26 protein-coding genes and 1 tRNA gene are annotated in these 25431 nt (G+C 59.8%); 13 read left to right on the top strand and 14 right to left on the bottom strand.

All coding sequences use genetic code 11. The features are described from left to right. Positions 1-64: 64 nt before the first annotated feature. Genes mksF through mksB form a run of 3 tightly spaced genes read right to left on the bottom strand, consistent with a single transcriptional unit; the run spans position 65 to position 4864 of the window. On the bottom strand, positions 65-2881 hold the full coding sequence (gene mksF, locus AC1Z24_RS26790) for an Mks condensin complex protein MksF (RefSeq protein WP_483743403.1): 2817 nt from the start codon (positions 2879-2881) through the stop codon (positions 65-67). Then, the gene (gene mksE / locus AC1Z24_RS26785) at positions 2878-3588 is read right to left on the bottom strand and encodes an Mks condensin complex protein MksE (RefSeq protein WP_259106838.1); all 711 of its coding nucleotides are present in this window, start codon (positions 3586-3588) and stop codon (positions 2878-2880) included. The genes mksF and mksE overlap by 4 nt, the downstream gene beginning before the upstream one ends. Then, a complete protein-coding gene (mksB, locus tag AC1Z24_RS26780; protein ID WP_483743402.1) occupies positions 3578-4864 on the bottom strand; it encodes an Mks condensin complex protein MksB in 1287 nt (428 codons plus the stop codon). The genes mksE and mksB overlap by 11 nt, the downstream gene beginning before the upstream one ends. Positions 4865-4987: 123 nt before the next feature. Between mksB and AC1Z24_RS26775 the strand changes: the two genes are divergently transcribed. Further along, on the top strand, positions 4988-5770 hold the full coding sequence (locus AC1Z24_RS26775) for an energy transducer TonB (protein ID WP_483743401.1): 783 nt from the start codon (positions 4988-4990) through the stop codon (positions 5768-5770). Next, positions 5763-6215 carry a ribosomal protein S18-alanine N-acetyltransferase gene (gene rimI, locus AC1Z24_RS26770; RefSeq protein WP_259106854.1) on the top strand — a complete coding sequence of 151 codons (453 nt, stop codon included), beginning with the start codon at positions 5763-5765 and terminating at the stop codon, positions 6213-6215. Before AC1Z24_RS26775 ends, rimI begins: the two co-directional genes overlap by 8 nt. Positions 6216-6341: 126 nt before the next feature. Here the strand turns inward: rimI and AC1Z24_RS26765 are convergent, their stop codons facing one another. After that, on the bottom strand, positions 6342-6755 hold the full coding sequence (locus tag AC1Z24_RS26765; protein ID WP_483743400.1) for a serine kinase/phosphatase: 414 nt from the start codon (positions 6753-6755) through the stop codon (positions 6342-6344). A gap of 135 nt (positions 6756-6890) precedes the next feature. Between AC1Z24_RS26765 and can the strand changes: the two genes are divergently transcribed. Further along, positions 6891-7532 (top strand): carbonate dehydratase, encoded by a 642-nt coding sequence (gene can / locus AC1Z24_RS26760; protein WP_259106857.1) that lies wholly within the window; start codon positions 6891-6893, stop codon positions 7530-7532. Between the two features lie 161 nt (positions 7533-7693). Here can and AC1Z24_RS26755 read toward each other — a convergent pair whose 3' ends face one another. The 3 genes from AC1Z24_RS26755 to AC1Z24_RS26745 all read right to left on the bottom strand — a co-directional run bounded on the left by AC1Z24_RS26755 (position 7694) and on the right by AC1Z24_RS26745 (position 11501). Beyond that, positions 7694-8866, bottom strand: a complete 1173-nt coding sequence (locus AC1Z24_RS26755) for a hypothetical protein (RefSeq protein ID WP_483743399.1) — start codon at positions 8864-8866, stop codon at positions 7694-7696. A gap of 114 nt (positions 8867-8980) precedes the next feature. After that, complete coding sequence (locus tag AC1Z24_RS26750; protein ID WP_483743398.1) at positions 8981-10654, bottom strand: methyl-accepting chemotaxis protein; 1674 nt, start codon at positions 10652-10654, stop codon at positions 8981-8983. Positions 10655-10847: 193 nt separating this feature from the next. After that, entirely contained in the window at positions 10848-11501 is a 654-nt protein-coding gene (locus AC1Z24_RS26745) for an HD domain-containing protein (RefSeq protein WP_483743397.1), read from the bottom strand. A gap of 209 nt (positions 11502-11710) precedes the next feature. Between AC1Z24_RS26745 and AC1Z24_RS26740 the strand changes: the two genes are divergently transcribed. The 3 genes from AC1Z24_RS26740 to AC1Z24_RS26730 all read left to right on the top strand — a co-directional run bounded on the left by AC1Z24_RS26740 (position 11711) and on the right by AC1Z24_RS26730 (position 13854). Beyond that, the gene (locus tag AC1Z24_RS26740) at positions 11711-12313 is read left to right on the top strand and encodes a flavin reductase family protein (RefSeq protein ID WP_483743396.1); all 603 of its coding nucleotides are present in this window, start codon (positions 11711-11713) and stop codon (positions 12311-12313) included. A gap of 160 nt (positions 12314-12473) precedes the next feature. Continuing rightward, positions 12474-13394 carry a DUF4431 domain-containing protein gene (locus AC1Z24_RS26735; RefSeq protein ID WP_483743395.1) on the top strand — a complete coding sequence of 307 codons (921 nt, stop codon included), beginning with the start codon at positions 12474-12476 and terminating at the stop codon, positions 13392-13394. Positions 13395-13515: 121 nt separating this feature from the next. Then, positions 13516-13854, top strand: a complete 339-nt coding sequence (locus AC1Z24_RS26730; RefSeq protein WP_483743394.1) for a zinc ribbon domain-containing protein YjdM — start codon at positions 13516-13518, stop codon at positions 13852-13854. A 47-nt stretch (positions 13855-13901) separates the two neighbouring features. On the opposite strand, the gene AC1Z24_RS26725 is transcribed toward AC1Z24_RS26730, so the two are convergent. Next, positions 13902-14237 (bottom strand): hypothetical protein, encoded by a 336-nt coding sequence (locus AC1Z24_RS26725; RefSeq protein WP_483743393.1) that lies wholly within the window; start codon positions 14235-14237, stop codon positions 13902-13904. 254 nt (positions 14238-14491) lie between these two features. Here AC1Z24_RS26725 and AC1Z24_RS26720 point away from each other — a divergent pair, with 254 nt between their 5' ends. Then, on the top strand, positions 14492-14878 hold the full coding sequence (locus tag AC1Z24_RS26720; protein WP_483743392.1) for a hypothetical protein: 387 nt from the start codon (positions 14492-14494) through the stop codon (positions 14876-14878). 139 nt (positions 14879-15017) lie between these two features. Here AC1Z24_RS26720 and AC1Z24_RS26715 read toward each other — a convergent pair whose 3' ends face one another. Both AC1Z24_RS26715 and AC1Z24_RS26710 read right to left on the bottom strand, forming a co-directional pair. Beyond that, positions 15018-15950, bottom strand: coding sequence for a hypothetical protein (locus tag AC1Z24_RS26715; protein WP_483743391.1), 933 nt, complete (start codon positions 15948-15950; stop codon positions 15018-15020). A gap of 370 nt (positions 15951-16320) precedes the next feature. After that, complete coding sequence (locus tag AC1Z24_RS26710) at positions 16321-17235, bottom strand: LysR substrate-binding domain-containing protein (RefSeq protein ID WP_483743390.1); 915 nt, start codon at positions 17233-17235, stop codon at positions 16321-16323. 241 nt (positions 17236-17476) lie between these two features. On the opposite strand from AC1Z24_RS26710, the gene AC1Z24_RS26705 reads away from it, so the two are divergent. Both AC1Z24_RS26705 and cuyB read left to right on the top strand, forming a co-directional pair. Next, positions 17477-18772 (top strand): dicarboxylate/amino acid:cation symporter, encoded by a 1296-nt coding sequence (locus AC1Z24_RS26705; protein WP_483743389.1) that lies wholly within the window; start codon positions 17477-17479, stop codon positions 18770-18772. 157 nt (positions 18773-18929) lie between these two features. Then, a complete protein-coding gene (cuyB, locus tag AC1Z24_RS26700) occupies positions 18930-20387 on the top strand; it encodes a cysteate racemase (protein ID WP_483743388.1) in 1458 nt (485 codons plus the stop codon). Positions 20388-20597: 210 nt separating this feature from the next. On the opposite strand, the gene AC1Z24_RS26695 is transcribed toward cuyB, so the two are convergent. Then, on the bottom strand, positions 20598-21218 hold the full coding sequence (locus AC1Z24_RS26695) for a LysE family translocator (RefSeq protein ID WP_483743387.1): 621 nt from the start codon (positions 21216-21218) through the stop codon (positions 20598-20600). Between the two features lie 181 nt (positions 21219-21399). Here AC1Z24_RS26695 and AC1Z24_RS26690 point away from each other — a divergent pair, with 181 nt between their 5' ends. The 3 genes from AC1Z24_RS26690 to AC1Z24_RS26680 all read left to right on the top strand — a co-directional run bounded on the left by AC1Z24_RS26690 (position 21400) and on the right by AC1Z24_RS26680 (position 23243). Then, positions 21400-21618, top strand: a complete 219-nt coding sequence (locus tag AC1Z24_RS26690) for an AbrB/MazE/SpoVT family DNA-binding domain-containing protein (RefSeq protein ID WP_483743386.1) — start codon at positions 21400-21402, stop codon at positions 21616-21618. Next, positions 21615-21941, top strand: a complete 327-nt coding sequence (locus tag AC1Z24_RS26685) for a type II toxin-antitoxin system PemK/MazF family toxin (protein ID WP_483743385.1) — start codon at positions 21615-21617, stop codon at positions 21939-21941. Before AC1Z24_RS26690 ends, AC1Z24_RS26685 begins: the two co-directional genes overlap by 4 nt. A 120-nt stretch (positions 21942-22061) precedes the next feature. Then, complete coding sequence (locus AC1Z24_RS26680; protein WP_483743384.1) at positions 22062-23243, top strand: NAD(P)/FAD-dependent oxidoreductase; 1182 nt, start codon at positions 22062-22064, stop codon at positions 23241-23243. A 139-nt stretch (positions 23244-23382) separates the two neighbouring features. Here AC1Z24_RS26680 and AC1Z24_RS26675 read toward each other — a convergent pair whose 3' ends face one another. Both AC1Z24_RS26675 and AC1Z24_RS26670 read right to left on the bottom strand, forming a co-directional pair. Next, a complete protein-coding gene (locus AC1Z24_RS26675) occupies positions 23383-23793 on the bottom strand; it encodes a VOC family protein (protein ID WP_483743383.1) in 411 nt (136 codons plus the stop codon). 167 nt (positions 23794-23960) lie between these two features. Beyond that, a complete protein-coding gene (locus tag AC1Z24_RS26670) occupies positions 23961-24164 on the bottom strand; it encodes a hypothetical protein (protein ID WP_483743382.1) in 204 nt (67 codons plus the stop codon). Positions 24165-24591: 427 nt separating this feature from the next. On the opposite strand from AC1Z24_RS26670, the gene AC1Z24_RS26665 reads away from it, so the two are divergent. Then, positions 24592-24849, top strand: coding sequence for a DUF1652 domain-containing protein (locus tag AC1Z24_RS26665; protein ID WP_483743381.1), 258 nt, complete (start codon positions 24592-24594; stop codon positions 24847-24849). 329 nt (positions 24850-25178) lie between these two features. On the opposite strand, the gene AC1Z24_RS26660 is transcribed toward AC1Z24_RS26665, so the two are convergent. After that, positions 25179-25255, bottom strand: a tRNA-Met gene (locus AC1Z24_RS26660). Positions 25256-25431 lie beyond the last annotated feature (176 nt).

Here is a 25431-nt window from a genome sequence, read left to right as displayed (position 1 = left end):
CACCAAGATAGCGCCCACAAAAAAGGCCGCATCTGCATGCGGCCTTCTTCGTTACTGCGTCGAATCAAACCTCTTCGACAACCTCTTGCTGCACTTCTTCACGACGACGAATGTACTTCCAGTCCGCCTCATCGATATAGATGCCGGCAGGCCCGCTGCCGCCTTCCAGGTCGATGGCCACGTGAGCCGAGACCTGCGGCTTGACGCTGGCCAGGATCGGCACGAAGCCCAGTTGCAGGCTGGTTTCCAGTAGCGCGGCCTGGTTGCGTTCGTCGATGTCAGCGGCTTCGTCCAGGTAGTAGGGCAGGCGGATACGGCCGGCCTGATCGCGATCCATCAAGTGCAGCAACAAGTACATGTTGGTCAGCGCCTTGATGGTCATGGTCGTACCGTTGGATGCCGCACCGTCGATGTCGGTGTGGATAACCGGCGTGCCGTTGACCTTGGTGATCTCAAACGCCAGCTCGAACAGCTCCTTGAGGCCCAACTGGTTATGGTTGGCGGCTACCAGGCGTGCCAGATACTCCTTGGCTTCCTCGTTCTTGCTGTCCTGTTCGGCACTCTGTGTCAGGTCGAACACCGACAGGGTCTCGCCTTCTTCGTACTGCCCGGCGCTGTGGATGATCTGGTCGATGTGCTTGAGCGCTTCCTTGTTTGGTGCCAGAACGATGCGGAAACTGGCCAGGTTGGAGACCTGCCGACGGTTGATCTCGCGGTTGAACAGCGCCAGTTGGTGCTCAAGGCTTTCATAGTCACTGCGGATATTGCGCAGGGTCCGCGCAATGTCGGTGACAGCTGCACGGCGCGCCTTGCCCAACGTCAGGGCTTCGTCGGTGCGGTGAGCATAGGCGTTGATCAGCAGTTGCAGGCGACGCTCCATATCGTCTTCGCTGTCGAACTTGGCCACGCCTTTGAGACGAATCTGCGCATACAGCGCTTCGATCTGGCCATCACAACGTTGCAGAGCCTGCCAACTGTCCTGATAGTCGTTGAGCAGTGGCAGCAGATTCTCCAGCGAGTCGTCCACCGGGTCCATGAAGGGCGTACCGAATGGCAGGTCCGCCGGCAGCAACTGGCGACGACGCAGGGCGTCATCCAGCGTGCGCTGCTTGGATTCCAGGTCGCCGATCTGCCGGGCGATCAGTTGCAGCTTGGCCGACAGTTGTTGGACACGCTCGGTGAAGGCATCGCTGGAACGCTTGAGTTCGTCCTGGGCGGCTTCCATCTGTGCCAGTTGTTCAAGCTTGTCGGACTCTTCCACCGCCAAGGTCTGGCAGCGGCGGAAGTCTTCCAGGGCTTTCTGCGCGTCGAGCACCTGCTGGTACAGGGCTTCGGTCTGGGACTTGCTCGCCGTGCGGTCAGCCGCGACGGCTTGCTGGGTCTTGAGCTGCTTGAGCTCCTTGTCCAGACGCTCTTTCTGATCACGCAATGCAGCACGGTCCGCCAGAGCCTGTAGGGCAGGTGGCTCGATATGCGACAGATTGATCGACAGGCCCGGTACCTGGAAGTGCTCGCCCTTGAAGCCATCGAGGATAGTTTCCAGTGATTTGACCCAGGCATCGCCGTCATCCAGCTCAATGCCCTGGTCACCCAGAGGCAGACTGAACAGCGCGCTGTTGAACAGGCGCATCAGGCGCTCGACATCCGGTTGCGAGAACTCTTCACGCAGGCGGGCATAGCTGTTGTTGTCAGCGTGATCGAGTTGCTGCTTCACCGACTTCAGGCGCTTTTCCAGATCCCGCACGCGTTCGTCGAGGTCTTCAGCGCTGAACTGACGGGATTGCGCCAGGGCGCCGGCCAGTTCGTCGTGAGCGTCTTTGGCCGCAAGCAGTTGTTGCTCCAGTACCTTGGCATCCTCGACCAGGGCAAAGCGGTTCTTCAGCACGGCCAGTTCGCCGATCCAGCGCTGAACGCCACTGATTTCCCGTTCCAGGCGCATCAGCTCTTGAGTACCGCCGCGCTGTTCGTTCTGCAGGCCGTCCTGTTCGCCGCGATAGTGTTCGGCCTGGATGACCAGCTCTTCTTTGCGCGCTGAGGAGTAGTCCTGCCAGGTCCCCAGCAGGGAATCGAGCAGCGGCGACAGGCGATGCAGCTTGCCGCGCATCAGATCACGTTGCTTGACCCCGGCGGCCAGGGCTTCGACAAGTGGCCCGGCGAGGACCATGGAGTTGTAGTCCTGCTCCATGCGTCGTACGTCGCGAAAGGCTTCTTCGCACGCCGCAATGTAGTCGACGCTACCCGAACGCAGGCTGTGCTCGAAGGCATCAAGGAACAGTTGCTTGAGCTTGGCCGCCGTGATTTCGCGCATGTGCAGCAGGTTGATGAACAGTGCGCGGAAAGTCTTCAGGCTCTGTTCACTGGTGGAGCGCAGCGGGATCAGAGTCAAATCCAGAGGAATCGAGGTATGACCGCCGACCAGCAGGCGCCGCAGCTCATCGGGCTTGAGCTCGTAAGCTTTCAGGCCCTTGCTTTCCAGATTGCTGAACAGCTCTTTCTGGCGCAGGCAGGTGTCATTCTTCTGGTAGTGGGCCAGGTCCAGCTCGCCGGCATAGGCGAAGAACTGGTGACCGAAGCCGCCACCCGGCCCGCGGCCGACCACACCGATTACGTGGGGGCCGTGGGGCAGGGACACTTCGCAGAGGATATAGCTGGTGTCGGTGGCAAAGTAGAAGCGCCGCGACTGTTCCAGGCTGTACTTGCCGAAGCTCATGTCCGACATGCGCGCCAGGATCGGGAACTGCAACGCGTTGATCGAGGCACTCTTGCCCAGGTTGTTCGCGCCATAGACCGACAGCGGATGTTCCAGGGGAAACAGCCCAAGGCTGTATCCGGCGGTGTTCAGCAGGGCAAAACGGCGGATGCCATAACGTTCCTGGCTCATGCATCAAGCTCCTGTTGTTCTTCGGCAATGGCCCGGGCCAGCGCCTGCTCTTCGCTGTCCTCGCGGTCCTGGAATTCCTCCAGGTCCAGCGGGTCGTCGGTCTGCAGCAGTTTTTCGTCGCTGTCTTCGTCGATGAGGATCGGCGTCGGCAGGGGCAGGTCGCTGTGCAGGCTGGCCGCCAGGTCGCGGTCCTGCTGCACCGACAGGCAGACGTCGAGGAAGCGGTGCATCGGCGGCAGGAAGCGGTAGATACCGACCTCTTCGTTGGCAAAACCGAGCTGGGTCATGCGGCGCATGATCTTTTCTTCGAGCTCTTCCTGGGTCTGCACTTCGGCCTGAATGAACAGGTCGCGGTATTTTTCCAGCAACGACGGCAGTTCTTCGCGACCCAGGCTGCCGCCGTCAAGCACGGCGACAGGGTCACGGCCTTGATCGGCCAGGTGCTCGACCAGAATGAACGTGAACAGCGCCAGACGCTGGGCCGTCTTGTTCACCTGAGCGGCGGCCAGGTCCGGCACGAAGTAATAGAAGCCACGGGTATCGCAGACCAGTTCAAAGCCCAGGGCCTTGAACAGGGTGCGGTACTGATCCTGGGAGTTGGACAGTTGCGCATACAGCTCCGGATCGCGGCGGCTGATGTGGTAACCCTTGAACAGCTCGCGAAAGATCGGGGCGAGCTGGGACATTTCGGACAGATCAAGATGCATTGACAGTGCTCTCGGAGTTCTCGGCAGACGCTGGGTCTTTAACCGAGGAGGCAAGGGCGAAGGAGCGCAGGCTGACCTGATGCTCCTGTGTGAAATAGTCACGGCGTTCCAGGCGATCACGCGAGAAGCGCTTGTCCCGGGACAGTCGCGAGAACCAGTAGAGCAGTTCGTCGGTGGCGCCGGTGGGCTCCTGCTCCAGCAGCCAGACCATCAGGTCCGGCAGCGGCAGGGCGTCTTCGCAGCGTTCGAGCATTTCCTTGACCGTGCGCGGGGCCCGTGGCGGTTCGCCCTTGCGTGCGGCAGTGCCGGCCTTGGGGAAACGCGCCGGTTTCGGCTCGAAGCGGGCCAGGGCATAGACATAGGCCTCGACCTGGTTGGCACTGCCGAGGAAGGTGCTTTGCGGCCGGGTAAACATCGGCATCGCCGCCTGGGGCACGGCATCCAGACCCTTGCGGCGGATGGCCGACAGGGCCAGGGCCGCGCCACGGGTCACGGCGTTATGGCGGCGGGCTTCTTCGCGCAACGGCAACAGCAGCTCACGGGCGTGACGCAGGGTCAACTGGGCGCTGGTCTGCATCTCGAGGATGCGCGCGTGGGTGCGCAGCAGCATATCGTCATCGACCAGATGACCCAGACGCTGCTGTTCGGTCAGCAGGCGCAGCAGGACGTTCTCGACCTTGCGCACACCTTGCTCAAACGCACCGTCGGCATTGACCAGCTGGATCATCGGCTCGACGTATTCATCCCAGGTCGCCAGGACCTCGGCATAACGCTGACGCAAAGGAATCTGCCGGTTGCTGGTCTTGGCCCGATCGGCCACAGCGACCAGGGCCTGTTCGTCGTTGGCGAGCTTTTTCAGCACGTCGCGCACGCGCATGTCGAGCAGGCGCAGTTGCCGGGCCAGGTCATCGGCGTCGCGGATATCAAAGGCGTCCTGGATATATTCGGCCAGGCGCTCCAGATGGCGCAGATAGGCTTCGATTTCCAGGCACAGACCCAGCCGGTGTTCGCGGCGCAGGTAGGACAGGAAGTCGTGAATCTGCGCGTTAAGCTCGAAACGGTTCGGGCTTTTTGCGACGGGCACCAGGATATCCAGGCGAATCCACACGTCCAGCAGGTTGGTAATGTCCTGTGGTGTGCTGTCCAGTTGCTGCGCCGCCAGTTGCAGGCGCAGTTCGCTCAGGCTCAGGGTGCCCTGGTCGAAGTGCTCGCACAGGGGCTCAAGGAGCGCCCAGTGTTCGGCAAGGGCGCGCAAGACGCGCTTGGGTTCGATCATGGGAAGGCCGACTGTTGGCAAATAAAAGCAGCGATTGTACTGCATCAGCTCCCAGACAATTCACCTCCAATCGGCGAAGGGCGGTAGAATCGCCGCCTTAACTTATCCACAGGTGGCCGACCTTTGCTGAACGAGTCCCGCCGCCGCGCTTATATGACCGCCATGCAGGTGGTCAATTGGCTGCCGCGCACCGAATTGCCTTTCGCCGCACCGTCGCGGCCGGAACTGCTTGCGCCTCTGCCGGCCCCGGTCGCAGAGGTGATTGTCGAGGCGCCCGCATCAGCGGCGCCGGCAGCGCCCGCCGTGGTCGCGCGGGCCCCGGAGCGGCCGAAGGTCGAAGTGCCACGGCCGTCACTGGCCAGTACGCGTAATCAGGCGGTGGTCGAAGAGGCCGAGCCCGTAGCGCTCAAGGCGCCCGTGGTGCCGCCGCCGCGCTTTGCCCTGCAACTGCTGCGTTCCGGGCCGTGCCTGTTGCTGGTGGAACTGGCGACCGGCGAAGCCTTTCAAAGCCGCGATCCGTCCTACCTGTTGCTCAAGGACATGCTGCGCGCCGCCGGTCTGCCGGACAGCCCGCAGATCATCGGCGAGCCGGTACGCTGGCCACTGTTGCTGCGTGGCCAGCTCGACCAGGGGCCGGAAGCGGCCAGGGACTTCGTCCAGGGCTTTGTCATGGCCCGTCTGGAGGAAGAGCCTTGCAACTGCCTATGGCTGATCGGCCTGCCGTCGGTGCGTTTTGCCGGTGAGGCGGATGCCGAGGCCTTCAATCGAGAACTTCAGGTCGATGGCCTGGGTTCGGCCTGGGCGTTGCCGGGTCTGGAATTACTGATGGACGAGCCTCAACGCAAGGCGGATGTCTGGCAAGCCATGCGTCGGCTGATGACGCGTTGGAAGACTGTGAATGAGTGATGCAATCAGCTTCCGTCCCATGACCGAAGCGGACCTGGATGCGGTGCTGAAGATCGAATATGCGGCCTTCAGCCATCCCTGGACCCGGGGGATTTTCCTCGACGGGCTCAAGTCTTACGAAATCTGGCTGATGTTCGAAGGCGCACAACAAGTGGGCCATGGCGTGGTGCAGATCATTCTGGATGAGGCACACCTGCTCAATATCACCGTCAAGCCGGAGAATCAGGGCCGCGGCCTGGGCCTGAGTCTGCTCGATCACCTGATGAAACGCGCCTATGCACTGGATGCCCGTGAGTGTTTCCTCGAGCTGCGCGACAGCAATCGCGCGGCGTACCGTCTGTATGAGCGCTACGGCTTCAACGAAGTCGGCCGCCGTCGCGACTACTACCCGGCAGTGGGTGGGCGTGAAGATGCGATTGTGATGGTCTGTACCCTGCTCGATTAAATGCAGGTACCGAAATTGTGGGAGCGGATTCATCCGCGAAGAGGGTATTCCAGCCGATGGGAGTTCATTGGATGTACCGGCCTCTTCGCGAATGAATTCGCTCCCACAAGTCTTTTCACATTTCTGTTATTCCGACCAAGGCTTGCCATCCAACGGCTTGCGATGAGCCAGCTCTTCCTCATCCAGGCCATTGCCGCCGCCAATATCATCCTCATCGACGTCACTGAGCTGGGTATCCATCGGCGTGCCCCGGCCTTCCTCTCGGGCAGAACGGGCGCCGTCCTCGCGGATCAGTACCTCCGGGTCCAGTTCATCGTCGGTGGGATGATGGTCAGCCGTCGAAGCCCCGGTCATGCCCGCTTCGCGCACGCGACGATCCGGTATTTCCTGTTCCAGCTCATCCTCGGGCATAGGGTCACCAATGCGGGCGCTGGGTTCCTCTTCATCGAAGTGCAACTCTTCCATGGAGCCCATGCGATCTTCGTTGTCGTCAATGGGTTCGGGTTGAGTGGCGCCGTAGGGGCGGCGTGATTCGGTCATGGCGAGTCCTCCGATTGGCTATGTTTAAGGTGGACCGGGGCTATGCAGGAAGATTCCTTCTGATTGTCGAACGGGCCGTGACCCGAACCGTCGGACGCGAGTCAAAGCTGAGCACCATCTTCGAGGCAGCAAAGCATGAACGAACTACAAGACCTGATCGACAACAACGAACGTTGGGCCGATGCGATCAAGCAGGAGGACCCGGAGTTCTTCGCCAAGCTGGCCCGCCAGCAAACCCCGGAATATCTGTGGATCGGCTGTTCGGACGCCCGCGTGCCGGCCAACGAGATCGTCGGCATGCTGCCGGGTGATCTTTTCGTACACCGTAACGTGGCCAATGTCGTGCTGCACACCGACCTCAACTGCCTGTCCGTGATCCAGTACGCGGTGGATGTACTCAAGGTCAAACACATTCTGGTCACCGGCCACTACGGCTGCGGCGGCGTACGCGCGTCCATGCAGAATCGTCAGCTCGGCCTGATCGATGGCTGGCTGCGTTCGATTCGTGATCTGTATTACGAGAACCGTGAGAGTCTGGCCAAGTTGCCGACTGAAGAAGAGCAGGTTGATCGCCTGTGCGAACTGAACGTGATTCAGCAGGTGGCCAACGTCGGCCATACCAGCATCGTACAGAACGCCTGGCATCGTGGTCAGAAACTGTCGGTGCATGGCTGCATCTACGGCATCAAGGACGGCCGCTGGAAAAGCCTGAACGCGACCATCAGTGGCTTCGACCAGTTGCCGCCGCAATATCGGTTGCGCCCGCTGGGCGAGTGACACGGTTGCGTGGGAGCGAGGCTTGCCCGCGAAGGACACGATGCGGTGTACCTGACTTACCGCGTCGTTCAATTCACGGGGCAAGCCTCGCTCCCACAGATCACCCTTTGCCAGGGAGACAGCGCCGTGCCAGAGACACAGCGCAATGCCCGGCAAAGCGGTTACAGCGTCGAATGCACCTTCAATACCGGCGCCGGTTTCTTCAGCTCTTTGAGCGATTGGGCTACAGGTGCTGTGGCGCACTTCGCTGCGGCCTGATCAGGTGTCAGGCCTCGTACCGAGGTGTAGAACAGTTGGCAGGTCTTGACCTTGTTGGTCACTTGCCAGTTCTGCACGCAGGCACTCAACATGGTGCCCGGATTGCTGCCTGGGGTCTGGCCCATGCCTGCCTGCCAGCAAGCGGCAGTCAAATCCTGTCCCATGACCTTCAAGCCCGCCGCATCGGCCTTGGCCACGTCGCCACCGTATTGCGCCGGATCGGCCGCATACCAGATGTAACTCGGGTGATTGGAACCCAGCACCGAAACGTTCTTTCCGGGCGTCGGGGTGATGGTTGCCAGGCCCAGTACCGCCACGGTCTGACCATATTGCGACTTGATCCAGTTACGCACCGGCGAGCCGAAAGCCACCATTGGCAGCGATACGCCACTTGCCGGCAGGGTGAACTGCTTGACCATGGTGGTCTGGTAGTCGGTGAAGTAGCTGTAGACGCCTTCCAGCGTGCTACCGGCATCAGACGGTGCGGCAATCGGTGCGATATCGATGATCGCTTGATAGGCCGGTGTCTGTGCGGTCGGGATACCGTTGTCGACCAGCAGCTCGGCCCAGCGGTCGGTGGTTTTCGAGTTCAGATAATCCTGATACTCGGTCAGTGAGTAGTCCGGCGGGAAGTGCAGCAGCTCGACGCTTTTGCGGTTCTCCAGCGCCATGCCCAGTGGCAGGTACAGGTACCAGCTGAACGCCCATCCCTTGGCGTCATTGAGTTTGGTAGCGCCGTTGTAGGCCAGTTCACCGGTATCGAGCAACTGGGTAAGAGGAGTGCCGTAAGTGGCTGGCACACCCTTGATATCGGCCTGCAGGGTCTTGCCGTCACTTCTGACCCTGACCGTGGCGGTGCTATAGCCATCGCGGCGTACGCTCTGGTTGAGGTAGTTCTCGACAGTCTGTTCCAGTGTCCACTTCTTGAAGCAGATCACGTTGCAGTTGTTGGGGTAGGCAAACAGTCGGGTGACACGTTCAGGACTGCCCAGATTGACACTGACATCAGCCTGTACGACGGCGCTCAACGTCAGGGCAGCGAGGGTGGTGCTGGTCCATAGTGCGGTTTTCAACATGCTCATATCCTTGTCAGCCATGCTCACCCCGACCTGTTCGGGGCGGTGACCAATAATGGAACAAGCTTGATGGCAAAGTAATGGCTTTGGCCGATATTTTTTTGAGCATTGCGGTCACAGCACGAAGCGTTGCACCATCGAATTCAAATGAGTGGCCAGCATCGACAGGGCATCACTGGCCACAGTGGTCTGCTGTGCCCCTGAAGCCGTCTGTGCTGAAAGGTCGCGAATGCTGCTCAGGTTGCGGTCGACTTCGTTGGCGACTTGGGCCTGTTGTTCGGCGGCGCTGGCGATCAACACGTTGCGGTCGTTGATGGTCGAGGTGGAGTTGATGATCACTGCCAGGGTCTCACCGGCTGCCGCAGCCTGTTCCAGGGTCAGATTGGCCTGGGTGGCGGTCATGCGCAGCGAGTCAGCGGTTTCCTGGGTGCTCTTCTGTACGCCATTGATCAGGGTCTCGATCTCAGCGGTTGAAGCCGTGGTGCGCTGGGCCAGAGAGCGCACTTCATCGGCGACCACGGCAAAACCGCGTCCGGCTTCACCGGCACGGGCAGCTTCGATGGCAGCGTTGAGGGCCAGCAGGTTGGTCTGATTGGCGATGGCGTGAATCACATCGAGGATCTTGCTGATGCTCAAGGTGCGCTCGGCCAGGCCCTCGGCCTGATGCGAGGAGTCGAGGACGTTGCCGGTCAATTCCTTGATCGAACTGATGGTGTCGGTCAGGCGCAGCTTGCCCTGCTCGGCGGCCTTGTTGGAGGCCTCGGATTCGTTCACGGTGTTGGTGGCGTTGTCGGCGACGTTGACCGCCGCCTGGCTCATCTGATTGACCGCTACGGCGGCCTGTTCGATCTCGGTGTTTTGCAGCATCAGGTTGTTGGCGCTGGATTCGGCGATGCTGCTCATTTCCTGCACTGACTGCGACAGTTGAGTCGCGGCCGCATAAATCTCGTCGATCGTGCCGTGCAGATTGCTGCGCATGCGCCCGAGCATGGTCAGCAGTTGCGCGGTTTCGTCATTGCCTTCGGGAATTGCCTGCGGGCTGAGGTCGCCATCGGCAATGGTACTGGCAATATGCAACGCCTGACGCACCGGACGAATGATGCTCACACTCAGGCGCCAGGCCAGCAGCAGCGTCAATAGCAGGGCGATGCCGATGGCGCTGAACGCGATCAGACGGGTCTGTTGATAGCTGGCGCTCGCGGCATCCACCGCAGTTGCAGCGCTTTGCTTGTTCAACTCGCGCAGCAGTTGCACCTGCATGTCCATCAGGTCGCCTTGCAGCGACAGGGTGGTGTTGGCCAGCATGCGGGCGTCATCGAGCTTGCGTTGCTCGATCAACGTCATCTGCTCGTAGAGCGCGGGAATAAAGGCTTTGTAGGCGTCCTGCAGGGCGATGATTGAGTCGTGTTCAGTACCTGCGGCGACCCTGGCAATGTAGTCGCTGAAATATTTTTCGACTTCGTTTTTCAGTTGTTCAACGTTGATCTTGCTATTGACCGCTGCGCCCGGGTCATCGGCGTTGGCGATCAGTCGGGCCGACTCAGCGCGCAGTTTGACCAGATCAATGGCGATGGCATCCGCCATGGCAATACTGGGCAGGGCGCCACTCTCCACTGCTGCGCCTTGATTGCGGATACCTTGCATCTGGTACAGGCAGAAGGCGCCCATGGCCACCAGCAGCAGCGCGGTGACGCCGAAGCACAGCACCAGGCGTTGAGTGATCTTGAGTCGGCGCAGCACGGTAATCTGCGAGCGCTGGCGTAAGAAGCGAGGCAGTAATTTTTTCACGATGAGTCAAACCTGCATCTGCGGGGTTCCGGAGAGTCGGTTATAGGGCTGTAATGTGATGATTTTGTTACGGAAAGGGTAAGTGATGGCGTTTTGACGTCAATTTCTTATGAGTGGTCGCCATAAATGATTTTCTGTCCGCCAAAGCACCCTTATGGATAACCCGGTGCAAGCGGCAAGTCCTTGTCCTGGATCAGGATTTTGCACCGATCTCATCAATGAAGGCTGCGACGAAGCCTTGCAGGCTTGCCTGGCGCTCCTGTGCCAGACGCGTGCCGGTCGCAGTCTGGAAACCTTCGGCCAAGTGCAGCACTTTGGTCTGGAAATGATCGAGGGCAAAGCGTTGATCGTCATATTCGCGCTGTGAGGCCAGCGGGTCGGCGCAGTCGTACAACTGGCTGCCCATCCGCCCCGCTACATAGAACAGTCGGGCGACGCCGATCATACCGATGGCATCGAGGCGGTCGGCGTCCTGGAGAATGCGCGCCTCCAGAGTATTCGGGGTGATGGCGGCGGAAAAACTATGGGCTTCGATGGCGTGGGATACGGCGTCGATGCGTTCCTCATCCCAGCCCATTTCGGTAAGGATATCCCCGGCCTTGGCTGCCGCCAGGCGTGAGGCTCCGGCGCGAAACGGCGAGTTCTTCTCCACCGCCACGCAGTCATGCAGCAGCGTCGCGGCCACCAGCAGCTCCTGATCGCCGCCCTCGGTATTACGCAGCACGCAGACGTTGTGCCAGACCCGCATCAGGTGCGAACGATCATGGGCGCCGTCGCCCTTGGCGACCAGTGCGTGGGGCAGCAACAGGCTGGCGAGGTCTTGGAAGGGCGCGAAGGCAGCGGTCATTGAGGTACCGGCGGGTAAGGAAGTCGTTCAGGCAGTCTAGTTTCCCATTTTGCAAACGCCTTCGCTTTTCTATGGCAGATTCAGCATCGATATTTTCCTGTGGGACCGGCTTCAGCCGGGAATACGTCTTCCCGGCTAAAGCCGGTCCCACAGGACACCACCGCTTGCTGAGCGTTATGCTGACGTTTTTCCTCCGGAACAGCCCCGCCATGAGCCTTTCCCATCGTCGTCCCGTCCCGCTGTCCAAAGCCTATCGCCTGCTCAACCACGGCCCGACCGTACTGGTCAGCGCGGCCCACGGCGGCCAGCGCAATATCATGGCTGCGGCCTGGTCCATGCCCCTGGATTTCGACCCGCCCAAGGTTGCCGTGGTCCTGGACAAGTCCGTTTGGACCCGCCAGTTGCTCGAAGCCTCGGGCACGTTCGTATTGAACGTACCGGTGGTGACACAGGCCGATCTCGTCCAGACCGTAGGTTCGACCTCGGGCCAGGAGTTGTCCGGCGCACCGGGTCAGGACAAATTCACCACCTACGGCCTGCAGACCTTTGCCGGTGAGCAGGTCGAGGCGCCGTTGCTGGAAGGCTGCGTGGCCTGGCTGGAGTGCCGGCTGCTGCCGGAGCCACACTATCAGGAACGCTACGATCTGTTCCTTGGTGAAGTCATCGCCGCCCAGGCTGATGAGCGGGTGTTCCGCGACGGCCATTGGCACTTCGACGACCTGCCCGAGCTGCGTACCCTGCACCATATCGCGGGCGGTAATTTCCTGACCATTGGCGAACCCGTTGTCGGCCAGATGCTCAAGCCCAAGTAGGCAAGTTCCGCGTCAGCATGCAGAACTGCCGACCATTGCTCAGTTCGGCAATAAATAGCCGTCAGCCCATTGTTGCCCTCAACGGCCTGGCTGACGGCTTGCCGTGATTGTTCTACTCTGGCGGCCGCGCTGTTTCGGCGTGTCTCTGGATAGATCAAACATGGATTGCCTCCCGCGTCTTCGCGTCGTGCTCGGCCTCGCGCTGTGCCTGCTGCCTTTTGCCTTTGCCCAGGCGGGCGAATGCCTGAAATATCAGCCTGAACCGGCCAGCCTCAGTGGCCAGTTGGTGCGCAAGGCCTTTGCCGGGCCGCCCAACTTTGAAGATGTCGCCACGGGCGATGAGCCGCTGATTGGTTACTACCTCAAGCTTGCCGAGCCGCTGTGCATGACCGGCAACGCGGACGAGGAGGACGTCGATCTCGATGCCGACGTGCGTCTGGTGCAACTGGTGCTGGATCAGAAGGGCTATGACACGCTGCGCCCGTATCTGGGCCAGAAGGTCGAGCTCAAAGGCACGATGTTCGGTGCCGTTTCCGGCTACCACAACACCCCGGTGCTGTTGCAGCAGGTCGAAAAGGTCAGCGGCCAGCCGGCGCCTGCGCCTGATTGTGCGGCGCTTGATAAAACCTTCTCGGCAGTGGTCGATGGCTCTTACGACCCACCTTTGACCGCCAGCATCTCCGGCAAGGAGCGCGCCTATTTCTACACCGCGCCGAACTTCGCCTGCACCAACAAGAAAATCTTCGTGGTGCCGGGTGACAAGATTGAGGTGTCGCAGATTTCCGAAAACGGCTGGACCAAGGCTACCTACACGGCCAAGGACGGCAAGACCTCCAGCGGCTGGATCGATCAGGGCCAGGTGCAACTGGACGCGGTCGAGCCCGAAGGCGGCGAGGGCGAAGAAGCGCTGCCCGATGATGTCGACACTTACACCGTGGTCCGCCACGAGTGCGTCGAACTGAACATCGACAAGAGTTGCGCCGGCCTTAAGAAAAAGTGGGATGCGCTGATGGAAGAGTACAAGGGCACCCAGGAAATCATCGACGTGCTGAACGAAAACAAGCCGCCAGCGACGAAGTGACTCGCTCTGTTTAAGCCATCAGGGCGGGCTAATTGACACAGATCATGGGGGCTTTTACCCGATTTAGGGAAAAGCCCTTTATAATCTGCGGTTTTTAGCCCCCTTCGATGTGAGAAACAGTGTGAGCCTACCCGCCTGCCCGAAATGCAATTCCGAGTACACCTACGAAGACGGCGCCATGCTGATCTGCCCGGAATGCGCCCATGAGTGGTCCGCCGACGGCTCCGCTGACGCCGACGATGAGGTCAAGGTCATCAAGGATGCGTCCGGTAACGTCCTGGAAGACGGCGACACCATCACCGTGATCAAGGACCTCAAGGTCAAGGGTACATCCCTGGTGGTCAAGGTTGGCACCAAGGTCAAGAACATCCGTCTGGTTGATGGCGATCACGACATCGACTGCAAGATCGACGGTATCGGCGCGATGAAACTGAAGTCCGAGTTCGTCAAGAAAGTCTGAACCCCTCTCGCCAGGTCTCAGGACCTGGCTTCATTGTCTGCAACCCCTTACTTGCAGGCAATGTTCTCGATATCACTGGAGACCGTGCCACTCTCGACCGGTTGTTCACGCCAGTTGATCTGATCACCATTGAGCGCCTCCATCGTCAGACCCGAGCCCATAAAGTGCACGGTGTCTTCCTTGCAGTTGTAGACCCGCCTGGAGTAGACAATCCCGCTCATGCTCGAGCGCTTGACCACGATGGTCCGTTCCTCGGTGCTGCCGCTTCTATCAATCAGTACGTACTGGGCGAGCTTGTCATTGGGGATGACAATCACATTTTCCTCGGCACTCGCGGCGGACACCATCATCCACAGCGCCATGAACGCCAGACATCCTTTCATTGTCGCCTCCTGCCTCAAGCCTCCCAGCGTTTGACTCTAGACACTTTTGGGTGGGGTATGGCTGCAATAATCGGAAAAACCCGAGGTGCCGCACCAGCGTGCGTGGCTAATACCAAACTGTGGGAGCGAGGCTTGCCCGCGAAGGGGCCGGATTGCCCGACACATCTCTGGCGCTTGGCGTATTGCGTTCGCGGGCAAGCCACGCTCCCACAGTTCAGATTATTCTGTGCTGTCTGCCGATAAGGAATTGCCCCATGCCACCGCTCCTCGATCTTCCCGCCTTGCTCGCTATCGCCCGACGCTCGGCTGCCGTGAGCCAGGCCTGCAACTGCATCAGCAAACCCCTGGCCGGTTGGGAAGGCTGGCCGGTGACCTTGCGCGAGGCGCAGCTCGAACAGGTCGGCACCCTGGCGGCATTGCCCCGGGAGGAGGCCACCCTGGATGAATATCATCCCGCCGGCACCTCCTACTGGTCCGTCGCAGCTCCCATAGCGCCGGCTTTCTATCCCTACAACCTGTGTGGCGTATGGGCCTGTCGGGAGTGCGGGCGCGCCTATCTGCGCTACAACGACGACGGTGCCTATCACTCGGAAAGCCGCATTCGTGCCCTCGATCCAGAATTGATAAGCGACGCCCAATAAAAAGCCGCTTCTGCGAACAGAAGCGGCTTGGCGTAGCGGAGTCAGTGCATCAGTGCACGAACAGCGCAATCAGGATGATGATCGGGATTGGCACACCGAGGAACAGCAGAAGTAATGAGCGCATGGTTTTTCTCCTGGCTTAACGAGCCGTTGTTGTAGTGGTGTAAGGGCGGGCTTCAAGGTAGATGTCCGCATCGCGACGACGACCACCGTAGATGGCGGCGAAGCTGGCGAAGAAGGCACCGATCAGCAGCGAGATGAAGGTCCACAGCGAAGTCCAGGCAGCAGCTTTGGCGGCGGTATCAGCGGCATTCTTGGCTGCAGTCTTGGCGTCTTCCACGGCCTTGGCGGTCTGGCCATAGACTTGGTCGACACGACGCTCGGCATCTGCCTGGCTGAGGTTGGTGCGCTGGGCAATCAACTGGGCCAGGTAGGTACGGTCCTCAGCGCTCAATTTGCCGTCATTGTTCAGGCTCTTGGCGAAAATGCGGAACACAACGCCTTTGGCTGCGTCGTCACTGACGGCGGCAGGGCGGTCGTCACGGAACAGGCTGTCGATGAAATAGCCATAGTCCTGGCCATTGCTATTGCTGGCGGCACTGCCTGCAACTTGAGTCACAGCGCTGGCGGCGCCCGATGCAGCACTGGCACCGGCCTGAACGCCGCCACCAATAACATTGCTGACGGAGCCGACAATCAGTGCGGCAGCGATCAACGTCGATACTGCCCAAGCGAGGAAACCGTGGGCGGTGTCGCGGAAATACACCTCATCGCCATGCAGATTGGCCCATTTGACACGCAGACGGCCGGCGAGATAGCCGCCGAGGCCCGACGAGACGATCTGAGTGAATGCCAGCCAGATAATGGTAGAAATCCCCAGGGTCTTGGCGCTGACGCCGCTGTCCGCCCAAGGCGAGACCGCAGAGAAGCCAAAGCCGAAACCGAGCAGGACCAGGATTAAGGAAAGCGCAGCGGCGCCAGCGGCACCGGCAAAGATCGCCCCCCAGGACACGCCTGAGTGGTTGACCGACTCTTGCGCAACGGCAGGGTAAGTATCAGGGGATGTAATCATTATTGTGTTGCTCCGTGCTCGAATAGTTTTGTTACATCTTCCCGAGGGAAGTTGCACTGGCTATGCCAATCGGAGGCATTGATAAAAACTGATGTAATTCAACGAGTTAAATATAGGTTTTGATTTTGATTCATGCATTCTGCAAGGTTGGGGCATTTTTCAGTGGGCGTTCTGCATGACTGCGTTGCCAATGCCAGGCGCCGTGCCGTCTTGCAGCAAACGCACATCCATTGGAGCGAGGCTTGCCCGCGCATTGAGCCGCGCGGTCAGTCAGGCATACGGCGTCGAGGCCTTCGCGGGCAAGCTTCGCTCCAACGATGCGTGTAAAGGTTGTTGGCAGGAGGCGAGGTCATTCCGTTGAGAGATGCCATCACGGCAAACGACGCGACGCGCCCTCCAGGGTTTTCCAAAGATTGCGCATGGTCGGGTTCTGATTGGCGATGGCGCAGTACGAGCGGATCTCCAGGCGTGTGCTCCATTGCTCGCCGCCTGCGCGCACCAGTTGGCCGCGCTCAAGCTCGTCGATCACCGCGCTTTGGGGCAGCCATGCCACGCCGTAACCCTCAATGGCCATGCGCATCAATAGCATGGTCATGTCGGCTTCGTAGCAGGGCTCCAGAGCAATGGCGCCGGGGCCGTTGCGGATGACGATATCCACCACCCGGCCGAGAAAAGTCGTTGCGGTATAAGCCAGGTGCGGCACCGGTTTGCTGGCGCTGCCGGGCAGGCGATACAGCGGCTGGCCACGTTTGTCAGGGGCGCATAGTGGAATGAAAGCGTCGTGGCCCAGGGCAAGGCTGCCGAAGCGTTCGGAGTCGAGCAGGATCGGCGCCAGTGGATGGTGATAGACAATCATCAGGTCGCAGTTGCCTTCCTCCAGGGCGATCACCGCGTCATGGATATTGGCCGCGACGACCCTGGCATTGAACTGCTCGTTATGCTGCTGGAACTGCGAGAGCCACTTGGGCAGGAAGGTCATCGACAGGCTGTGCCCGGCGGTGATCTGGATCGAGCGCCCCGGCATGCGTTCCACTTCGCGCAGGGTCGAGCGCAACCTGAGCAGGCCACCCAGGGCCTCCTGGCTCTCTTCGCAGAACACCTTGCCTGCGGCTGTCAGCTGCACCGGGTAAGTGCTGCGGTCCACCAGTTCGACGCCTACCCACTCTTCAAGAGAGCGAATCCGTCGCGACAGAGCCGACTGCGTCACACAGCGCACTTCGGCTGCGCGGGAGAAATTCTTCCACTCGGCTATCGCCAGAAGATCATCCAGCCACTTGATATGCATACTCGGCCCTCATGCTGTTTGACGATGAGTTTACTGCGCTGCAGCCTGAAAACAGGGGCTGTTTCACAAACTATTCCGAAAGCGCATAAGTCCATCGTGATTACTCATCATCAAAGCGCTGGCGCATCCTTAGAATCACCCTGGTAGCACCGATGCCAAAGAGCCATCGGGCGATCGATCCCGTCTTCCGCTCCAGCTCCTGCCAAGTAAAAAAGTAAAAAAATCACTTGAGGAACGCGCCATGAACAGTCGCTCTGCGAATACCCGCTCCACGAAAAACCGGCTTCCCCGTCAGATCGCCATCGGCATTGCCCTGGGTGTGCTGGTGGGTTGGGCATGCCATCACTTCGCAAGCCCGCAAGGCGCCAAGGACATCGCCGCTTACTTCTCGATGGTTACCGATATCTTCCTGCGCATGATCAAGATGATCATCGCGCCGCTGGTGTTCGCCACCTTGGTTGGCGGTATCGCCAGCATGGGCAATTCCCGCTCGGTAGGGCGCATCGGCCTGCGCGCCATGACCTGGTTCGTCACGGCGTCGGTGATCTCACTGCTGATCGGCATGGGCCTGGTCAATCTGTTTCAGCCCGGTGCCGGGCTCAATATGGAAGTGGTACAGCATGCGGCAACGCCGGTGGCGGTCAATACCGGCGACTTCAGCCTCAAGGTCTTCATCAGTCATGTGTTCCCGCGCAGCATTGCCGAGGCCATGGCCAACAATGAAATCCTGCAGATCGTGGTGTTCTCACTGTTCTTCGGCTTTGCCCTGGCAGGCGTCAAGCGCGCCGGTTACACCCGCATCACCGACACCATCGAAGAACTGGCCAAGGTGATGTTCAAGATCACCGACTACGTCATGGCCCTGGCACCGATCGGTGTGTTCGCCGCCATCGCCTCGGCAATCACTACTCAGGGCTTGGGTCTGCTGGTGGATTACGGCAAGCTGATCAGCGAGTTCTACCTGGGCATCGTGCTGCTGTGGGGCGTGTTGTTCGGCGCCGGTTATTTCTTCCTCGGCCGTTCGGTGTTCACCCTCGGCAAGCTGATCCGCGAACCGATCCTGCTGGCGTTTTCCACGGCCAGCAGCGAGTCGGCCTACCCGAAAACCATCGAAGCCCTTGAGAAATTTGGCGCGCCGAAGCGGGTGTCCAGTTTCGTCCTGCCGCTGGGTTATTCCTTCAATCTCGACGGCTCAATGATGTATCAGGCCTTCGCCATTCTGTTCATCGCTCAGGCCTACAACATTGATCTGAGTTTCACTCAACAGCTGCTGATTCTTCTGACGCTGATGGTCACCAGCAAAGGCATGGCTGGTGTAGCTCGGGCTTCGGTTGTGGTGGTTGCCGCGACCCTGCCGATGTTTAACCTGCCCGATGCCGGTCTGCTGTTGATCCTGGGGATCGACCAGTTCCTCGACATGGCCCGCACCGCGACCAACGTGGTCGGCAACAGTATTGCCACAGCAGTGGTGGCCAAGTCCGAACCGCAGGAAGAGCCGGAAGAAGAGGTTGTGCCGGCGGTTGGCGCGATCGCCTGAGTAGCGCATGACCCTATGTTGGACCGGCTTTAGCCGGGAAGAGGCTGGCATCGGCGACACATATTCGTCGTGTTGAATGCTGTCTTCCCGGCTAAAGCCGGTCCCACAGAGACTATTTCAATGTAGAAATTGTGCGTGTTCGAGAAGAGAGCAGGTCATGCAAAAAACAAACGAAGCCGCCCTGGTGCGCAAGCTGGGCATTATCGGTGGGTTGGGCTCCCTGGCCGGTGGCGATCTGTTCTACAAACTGGTCAAGTCCCGGGCGGTGCTCGAAGATCAAGGCCGCTATCATTTTCTGTTCGAGCAGCATCCGTTCAAGGACGTGTTGCTGCCTCTGGACCGCAACGCCGCCATGACCTCGCGCAAGTTCTATGTCTTCCAGGTCTGCAAATCCTTCGAGGACAGCAGCGTTGATGCAGTGATGCTGCCGTGCTTCGCCAGCCATACCTTCCGCGCCGAAATTCAGGAAGAACTCGGCATCCCGGTGCTGGACATGCTCGACGCCTTGCGCCAGCACATCGGTCATGTGGTCGAGGGCGGTACGACCCTGGGTGTGATTGCCTCGGATTACGTTCGTCATTCGGGTCTGTTCGAGCGATATCTGGGGCGCGACTATCGCATCGTCTACCCAGACGCCGCTGCCCAGGCCGCTTTAATGGAAGCCATGTACGGCGTCAACGGGATCAAGGACGGCCATCTGGAAGGGGTGCCGTTCGAAGCGGTGTATCAGGCCTGTCTGTCGTTGCAGGAGCAGGGCGCGGCGATCATCGTGCCCGGCATGACCGAACTGTCCCTGATCTGCCCTGATCTGCAACGGCGGGGCATCAGCGTCCTGGATATCAACGAGATCTACGCCCACTTCGCCACCCAGGCGGACGGCCAGCCGACGCGCCCGCCGTTCAAACTCGGCATTGTCGGCGGCGTGGGGCCGGCGGCCACGGTGGATTTCATGGGCAAGGTGGTGGCCCATACCCCGGCGGACAAGGATCAGGAGCACATCAAGATGGTGGTCGAGCAGAACCCGCAGATTCCCGACCGCACCGCCAACCTGCTGCGCGATGAAACCGATCCGACCATGGCCCTCTACGCCACCTGCAAGCGTCTGGAAAGTGCCGGGGCCAATGCCATTGCCATCCCGTGCAACACCGCCCATGCCTTTGTCGAAAGGATTCAGGCGCACCTGCGCGTGCCTATCGTCAATATGCTCAGCGAGACGGTGGAATGGATTGCCGGGCAATACGGCTCGGGCAAGACCATCGGCCTGCTGGCGACGTCGGGTACGGTGAAGAGTCAGGTCTACCACGACGCTGCGCGACATGCGGGGCTGCAGATCATCACACCGGGGCTGGATTATCAGGCCATGGTGATGGAGGCGATCTACGGTGAGCGTGGGATCAAGGCCGGGTACACCGAAGGACTGTGCCGCGAACAGCTGCTGCTGGCCGCCCAACACCTGTGTGAACTGGGCGCCAACGTGCTGATCCTCGGCTGCACCGAACTGCCTCTGGTGCTGCAACACAGCGCGGGGTTTCACCTTAACGGGCATGTGGTGCCGCTGGTGGACCCTACGACCATTCTGGCATTGCGCTGTGTGGCGTTGGCGCAGGGTCGATAACCCAGCGATTTTTTCTGAGTCGGGATGCGGCTCCCGCAGGTGATGCATCCCGCCCAACCGCATTCCAGTCCCGGCTTCGGGGTTTATTCCCTACCGTGGTGTTGATAACAAAGCGGCCAAAGGTCGTTACCGAGCACTGGCCGGTGCCTTGCAGCAAGTCGTTGATAAAGCGGCGGGCTGGAAATCAGAGTGCAGCTACCATTTGCCTGATCAGCGTCGGCTCAGGGCCAGGCGCGCGGCGAACAGCAGAAAGATCACCCCGGTGGTGCGATCCATCCAGCGAATTACCTGCTCGCGGCGCAGAATCTCGGCCAGTGGCCGGGTGGCGCCAATCAGCACCGCCGACCAGATCAGGCTGAGCAGCACATGGATGCCCACCAGGCCGAAGGTCCAGGCAATCAGTGGCTGGCCCTCGGGAATGAACTGCGGCAGGAACGACACATAAAAGATCCCGACCTTGGGGTTGAGCACATTGCCCAGCATGCCCTTGAGCAGCCAATTGCCGCCTTGGCCGCGCTCGTCGTTCGTACTGGCCATTCTGCTGCGGGGGCGCAAAAGCATGTTCGCACCCAGCCAGCACAGGTACGCCGCGCCGCAGTACTTGAGAACGTTGAACGCCAGCTCCGACACCGCCACCAACGCCCCCAGGCCAAACGCTACCGCCGCGCCCCAGATCAGACAACCGAGGTTGATACCCAGCACCGCACGCACCGCCTGCTGCTTGCCTTCCACGGCGGCCGTACGCAGGACCAATGCCGTGTCGAGTCCAGGCGTCAGGGTCAGCAGGGTGGCGGCGAGGGTGAAGGCCAGAAGGTTATCGGTGATGGACATGGGGGCGGCTCGCAAGGGCGGTGGCGGGGAGGCTAGTCGGGTGGGGGAATCTGGGCAAGGGGGTGAAAAGGGGAGTGACTTGCGGACAAATCAATGAATGTTATATTTATATATAACTTTTTAGGCTCGATGGAATGGCATCATGCATAAAACCAATCTTCGCAAAGTAGGAGGCTCAATAATGCTGGTTGTCCCCCCCGCATTCCTCGATCAACTGCATCTGCAAGCCGGTTCAGCGGTGAACCTGAGCATTGAACAGGGGCGTCTGGTGCTCACTCCGAACCCCCGACCTCGCTATACGCTGGCAGAGTTGTTGGCTGCTTCAGACTATTCCCAACCGCAATCGGCCGAAGAGCGTGAATGGCTGGATGCTCCCGTTGTCGGTGGTGAGTTGATATGAGGCGAGGTGATATCTACCTGGTCTCTCTGGATCCAACAAAAGGGCACGAGCAGCAAGGCTCCCGCCCCGTCCTGATTGTATCGCCGCAGGCATTCAATCAGGCGACCGGACTGCCCGTGATCTGCCCGATCACCAGTGGTGGCGACTTTGCCCGTCGCACGGGTTTTGCCGTGCCTATAACCGGCATCGCGACAACCGGTGTCATTCGTTGTGATCAGCCCCGTTCACTTGATCTTGGCGCCCGTAATGGGCGCAAGATAGATACTTTGCCAGCAGATATCATGGAGGACGTGCTGGCGAGATTGGCGCCTGTTTTTGAGTAACCGAAGCGGCGGAGCCGGGTAGGAGCGAACGTATTCGCGAGCGGGACTACCTGACACACCGAGTAAATCGTCTCGCCAACAAGTTGGCTCCTACCATCGTCATACACGAGGAATGACAGCTTGAAACAGAAAATCGCCGTTATAGGCGCCGGTGTCGTCGGTTTGTCTGTGGCCCGCAGCTTGGCACTGCAGGGCGCTTCAGTTACGTTGCTGGAGGCCGCGACGGTCGGTTCAGGAACCAGTGCCACGAGTTATGCCTGGGTCAATTCCAACGGCAAATCACCGGACGCCTATCACGCACTCAACGTTGCCGGAATGAACGCCCATCGTCTTCTGCAACAGCAGAGCCCATCTCAGGTTCGCTGGCTGGATGAGTGCGGCACCCTGGAATGGGCCGCAGAGCCGAGCGAAGCCGCACGTCTGCAAAAGCGCGTCGAATCCCTGATCGCCAAGGGCTACGCCGCAATCCCGGTGGAGCGGCAGGCCCTGGCCAGATCTCTGCCCGAACTGATCCTGCCAGCCGAATCGGTGCCGATCTGGAGCTTCCCCGACGAGTCATTGCTATGCCCGGCGCTGTTCGTTGCCTTTCTGCGCGCCGAAGCCATTCAGAACGGCGTAACCCTTCTCGAGCATCAACGAGTCAGCGGTATCGACGAACAAGCCTGCGGCGTGCGCTTGCAGTTGAGCAATGGCTCCTGCTGGGAGGGCGATATCGCGGTCAGTGCAGTCGGTCGCTGGAGCGCGCCATTGCTGGCGACTCTGGGGGTAGAGCTGGCCATGGTGGATGCCGATCAACCCGGACGCATCGGCTGCAGTTTCCTTGGCCATACCTCGCCGACGCAGATCCAGCTGCGCGCCAACCTGATCACGCCGGACATCAACATCAGACCTGACGGCGGCGGTCGCCTGCTGTTGCAGGTGCTCGACATTGACCATCAGGCCGATCCCGCGCGAGTGCCCGCTGTCGATAGCCCGGTTGGGCGGGAAATGATGGCGAGGCTGGCGCAGGTAATGCGCAACAGCGCTGGCGTTCAGCTCGAGCAGATAGTGGTAGGCCAACGCTCACGCCCGGCCGATGGCTTGCCAGCTGTGGGCTACGTGACCGACCGCAAGCGCGTCTATGTGGTGGCTACCCATAGCGGCATGACCCTGGCGCCAGCACTGGGGAATCTGGTTGCCGAGGACATACTCACCGGCTCACGGCCGGCCCTGCTGGCGGAGTTCAGCCCTGACAGGCTGATTGGCAGGAAGGCGAGCGAGTTTCAGGAGATTGAGACCCATCATTTTCCGGCGGCGCAGTGAGTAAGGTAAGCCAATGAGCGTTAGCAAAAACCTCAATCAGCGTATGGGTTGACCCGGATGATACGCCCCAATTGTAGGGGGACGTCATTAACCCTGGCGGGACTGAGGCAGATACCGAGCATGCTGACGTAGATGACCCTTACGCAGGCAAGTGCAAATCCCCACGATGGGCGATATGCACCTTATTGCCATCAGGGTCGCGCAAATAGGCGCCGTAGTACCCCTCACCGTAGTGCGGACGCGGGCCGGGTTTACCTTCGTCGGTCCCGCCTGCGAGCAGGCCGGCGGCATAAGCCTGATCGACGGCATCCGGTGCTGGAGCAGTGAATGCGACCATGCTGCCATTTCCGGTCCCGGCGTCTTTGCGGTCGTAAGGGCTGTACACATAAAAGCGCGGCAACGGGGTGTCTGGCTTGATCCAGCAGGCCGCAGGCGGCCCACCGTCAGGGGTCACCGCACGACGGCGCAGCCCCAGGGGGATCAATACGGCGTCATAGAAAGCTGCGGCCTGATCAAGATCGTTTGTTCCGACGGTAATGTGGCTGAACATTCGGGACTCCAACGCGTTCGGTTCATCGGGAATAGGGTTTGAGGCACAAGTATGGATCGTTTGAGTTGGGACCGGTTTTGCACAGTCATGGCCGGGAAACGGTTAGCGCTAGAGTGATGAGCTTCTTGATTCGTCTACCCCAACAGTCTGCGGCTGATGCATACACCCTAATGAAGAACCTTGCGACTCTCCCCAATCCTGATCCGATCAAGTGCCCGATTCAGAGCATCCAGCGCATCGAGAAGGGCTTTGGCCTCGGCTTCCCGGCCATCTCCCCAAAGGCGTTCCGCCATTTTGTTCAGGGCCTGGATAGATCTTTCGATGTCAGCAGCGGTCGCTGTCGGGAGGTCTTGCAGTTGCTTCTTGGTCATAGGCTAAACTCCTGCATTGCTTGCGCCTGAATGGAGTTCCGGCTTCAACATCCCGGACCGGGTCTTGCCACACAGGCGCTGCATCTTTGAGCGCTGGTGTGCCGCCGGTCAAGCTTGAAGAGGAGGGGCAGGCTGCTGAAAAGCCAAACCCCAGAAACGAGAAAACACGCACCAGGCGGGTTTCTTGTTTGTCTGGACGCGTCGTTGGAAGCGTCTATACGGTACTTGGTTACCAGCGAAACGCCTTTTCGGCTGCGCCGGTCATGAGCGCGATAACAACGGTCAGCGCGAACATCCCGACGAACAGGGCTAGGATGCCGCAGGCTTGGAGCGAAAAAGCCTGGCGCTTGGACGGGCTTTGATCTGCAACAAATCGGCGTAGGGTTGTCTATTCTTGATGAAACTATTGGCCAGCAGAGGACGCACGATGCATTCAAAACCAGATATCCAGCGAGTTCTTGAAACAGCGTTTTTACCCTCGAGGTGCGAATGCGTCATCGGTGCAAACGACAGTTTCTCGGTGAAGCTCATTAATCCCGAATCAGGCGATATCGAGTTGTATGTAGCAAACATGCCTTTGTCTGAGCTTTCTACCAGCAGGTCCATAGCCAGGTTGGTGCTCTCGCTGAGAGAGCAGAGAGACCTTATGGGCAAGATGGAATTATCTATGAAGCGAATGGGGTAGGGCAGATACGAAAAGCCCGGCGCTGGGCCGGGCTTGGTTACCTGTGCACGAACTATCGCCGCCTTCAAGCCCGTCCAAGAAGTCGCCGTACCATTACGTCATGGTCCTGCGCTGCTCCAGATACTGAGCCTTGTTAAAGCCGTGTCGGAGAGGGGGCGGCGCTTGATTTCGGATCTTTTCATGGCTTGTATCCCCTAGGTTCAGTTATTTCAGAGGATGCACGTGGGGCACGACGGAGAAGGAGATACAGCCAGAAACAAGAAAGCCCGCACTAGGCGGGCTTCTTGAGGTGATTCATAGACTGCTGTAGACATCTATGGATCGGTACTTGGTGGCTACACAGGGACTTGAACCCCGGACCCCAGCATTATGAATGCTATGCTCTAACCAACTGAGCTATGTAGCCAAGTGGCGCGCATTATTCGTGGATAAGGGGGAGGTGTCAAGCGTTGTATTGAAAAATAATTGCTTGTGATCAAACGCTTAGCTCGCGATGCGTGGTTCGGTTCTTCTCCCGTCTTTTCCTGCCGCTCTTCTATTCTGGTTGTGCACTATTTTGTTACCTGGATTTTGCACCTTTTG

The sequence above is a fragment of the Pseudomonas sp. JL23 genome, assembly GCF_056933585.1.
The sequence above is the reverse complement of the archived record's forward strand: the minus strand, read 5'-3'. Positions and strand labels throughout refer to the sequence as shown.

Coding starts and splice junctions, on each gene's coding strand:
- AC1Z24_RS26725 (WP_483743393.1), bottom strand. CDS start 14,237: ATGAAAGGATGTCTGGCGTTCATGGCGCTGTGGATGATGGTGTCCGCC.
- mksE (WP_259106838.1), bottom strand. CDS start 3,588: ATGCATCTTGATCTGTCCGAAATGTCCCAGCTCGCCCCGATCTTTCGC.
- AC1Z24_RS26695 (WP_483743387.1), bottom strand. CDS start 21,218: ATGTCCATCACCGATAACCTTCTGGCCTTCACCCTCGCCGCCACCCTG.
- cuyB (WP_483743388.1), top strand. CDS start 18,930: ATGCAAAAAACAAACGAAGCCGCCCTGGTGCGCAAGCTGGGCATTATC.
- AC1Z24_RS26745 (WP_483743397.1), bottom strand. CDS start 11,501: ATGACCGCTGCCTTCGCGCCCTTCCAAGACCTCGCCAGCCTGTTGCTG.
- AC1Z24_RS26675 (WP_483743383.1), bottom strand. CDS start 23,793: ATGTTCAGCCACATTACCGTCGGAACAAACGATCTTGATCAGGCCGCA.
- AC1Z24_RS26765 (WP_483743400.1), bottom strand. CDS start 6,755: ATGACCGAATCACGCCGCCCCTACGGCGCCACTCAACCCGAACCCATT.
- AC1Z24_RS26665 (WP_483743381.1), top strand. CDS start 24,592: ATGCATTCAAAACCAGATATCCAGCGAGTTCTTGAAACAGCGTTTTTA.
- AC1Z24_RS26670 (WP_483743382.1), bottom strand. CDS start 24,164: ATGACCAAGAAGCAACTGCAAGACCTCCCGACAGCGACCGCTGCTGAC.
- AC1Z24_RS26740 (WP_483743396.1), top strand. CDS start 11,711: ATGAGCCTTTCCCATCGTCGTCCCGTCCCGCTGTCCAAAGCCTATCGC.
- AC1Z24_RS26705 (WP_483743389.1), top strand. CDS start 17,477: ATGAACAGTCGCTCTGCGAATACCCGCTCCACGAAAAACCGGCTTCCC.
- mksF (WP_483743403.1), bottom strand. CDS start 2,881: ATGAGCCAGGAACGTTATGGCATCCGCCGTTTTGCCCTGCTGAACACC.
- AC1Z24_RS26735 (WP_483743395.1), top strand. CDS start 12,474: ATGGATTGCCTCCCGCGTCTTCGCGTCGTGCTCGGCCTCGCGCTGTGC.
- rimI (WP_259106854.1), top strand. CDS start 5,763: ATGAGTGATGCAATCAGCTTCCGTCCCATGACCGAAGCGGACCTGGAT.
- can (WP_259106857.1), top strand. CDS start 6,891: ATGAACGAACTACAAGACCTGATCGACAACAACGAACGTTGGGCCGAT.
- AC1Z24_RS26710 (WP_483743390.1), bottom strand. CDS start 17,235: ATGCATATCAAGTGGCTGGATGATCTTCTGGCGATAGCCGAGTGGAAG.
- AC1Z24_RS26755 (WP_483743399.1), bottom strand. CDS start 8,866: ATGTTGAAAACCGCACTATGGACCAGCACCACCCTCGCTGCCCTGACG.
- AC1Z24_RS26720 (WP_483743392.1), top strand. CDS start 14,492: ATGCCACCGCTCCTCGATCTTCCCGCCTTGCTCGCTATCGCCCGACGC.
- AC1Z24_RS26690 (WP_483743386.1), top strand. CDS start 21,400: ATGCTGGTTGTCCCCCCCGCATTCCTCGATCAACTGCATCTGCAAGCC.
- mksB (WP_483743402.1), bottom strand. CDS start 4,864: ATGATCGAACCCAAGCGCGTCTTGCGCGCCCTTGCCGAACACTGGGCG.
- AC1Z24_RS26685 (WP_483743385.1), top strand. CDS start 21,615: ATGAGGCGAGGTGATATCTACCTGGTCTCTCTGGATCCAACAAAAGGG.
- AC1Z24_RS26715 (WP_483743391.1), bottom strand. CDS start 15,950: ATGATTACATCCCCTGATACTTACCCTGCCGTTGCGCAAGAGTCGGTC.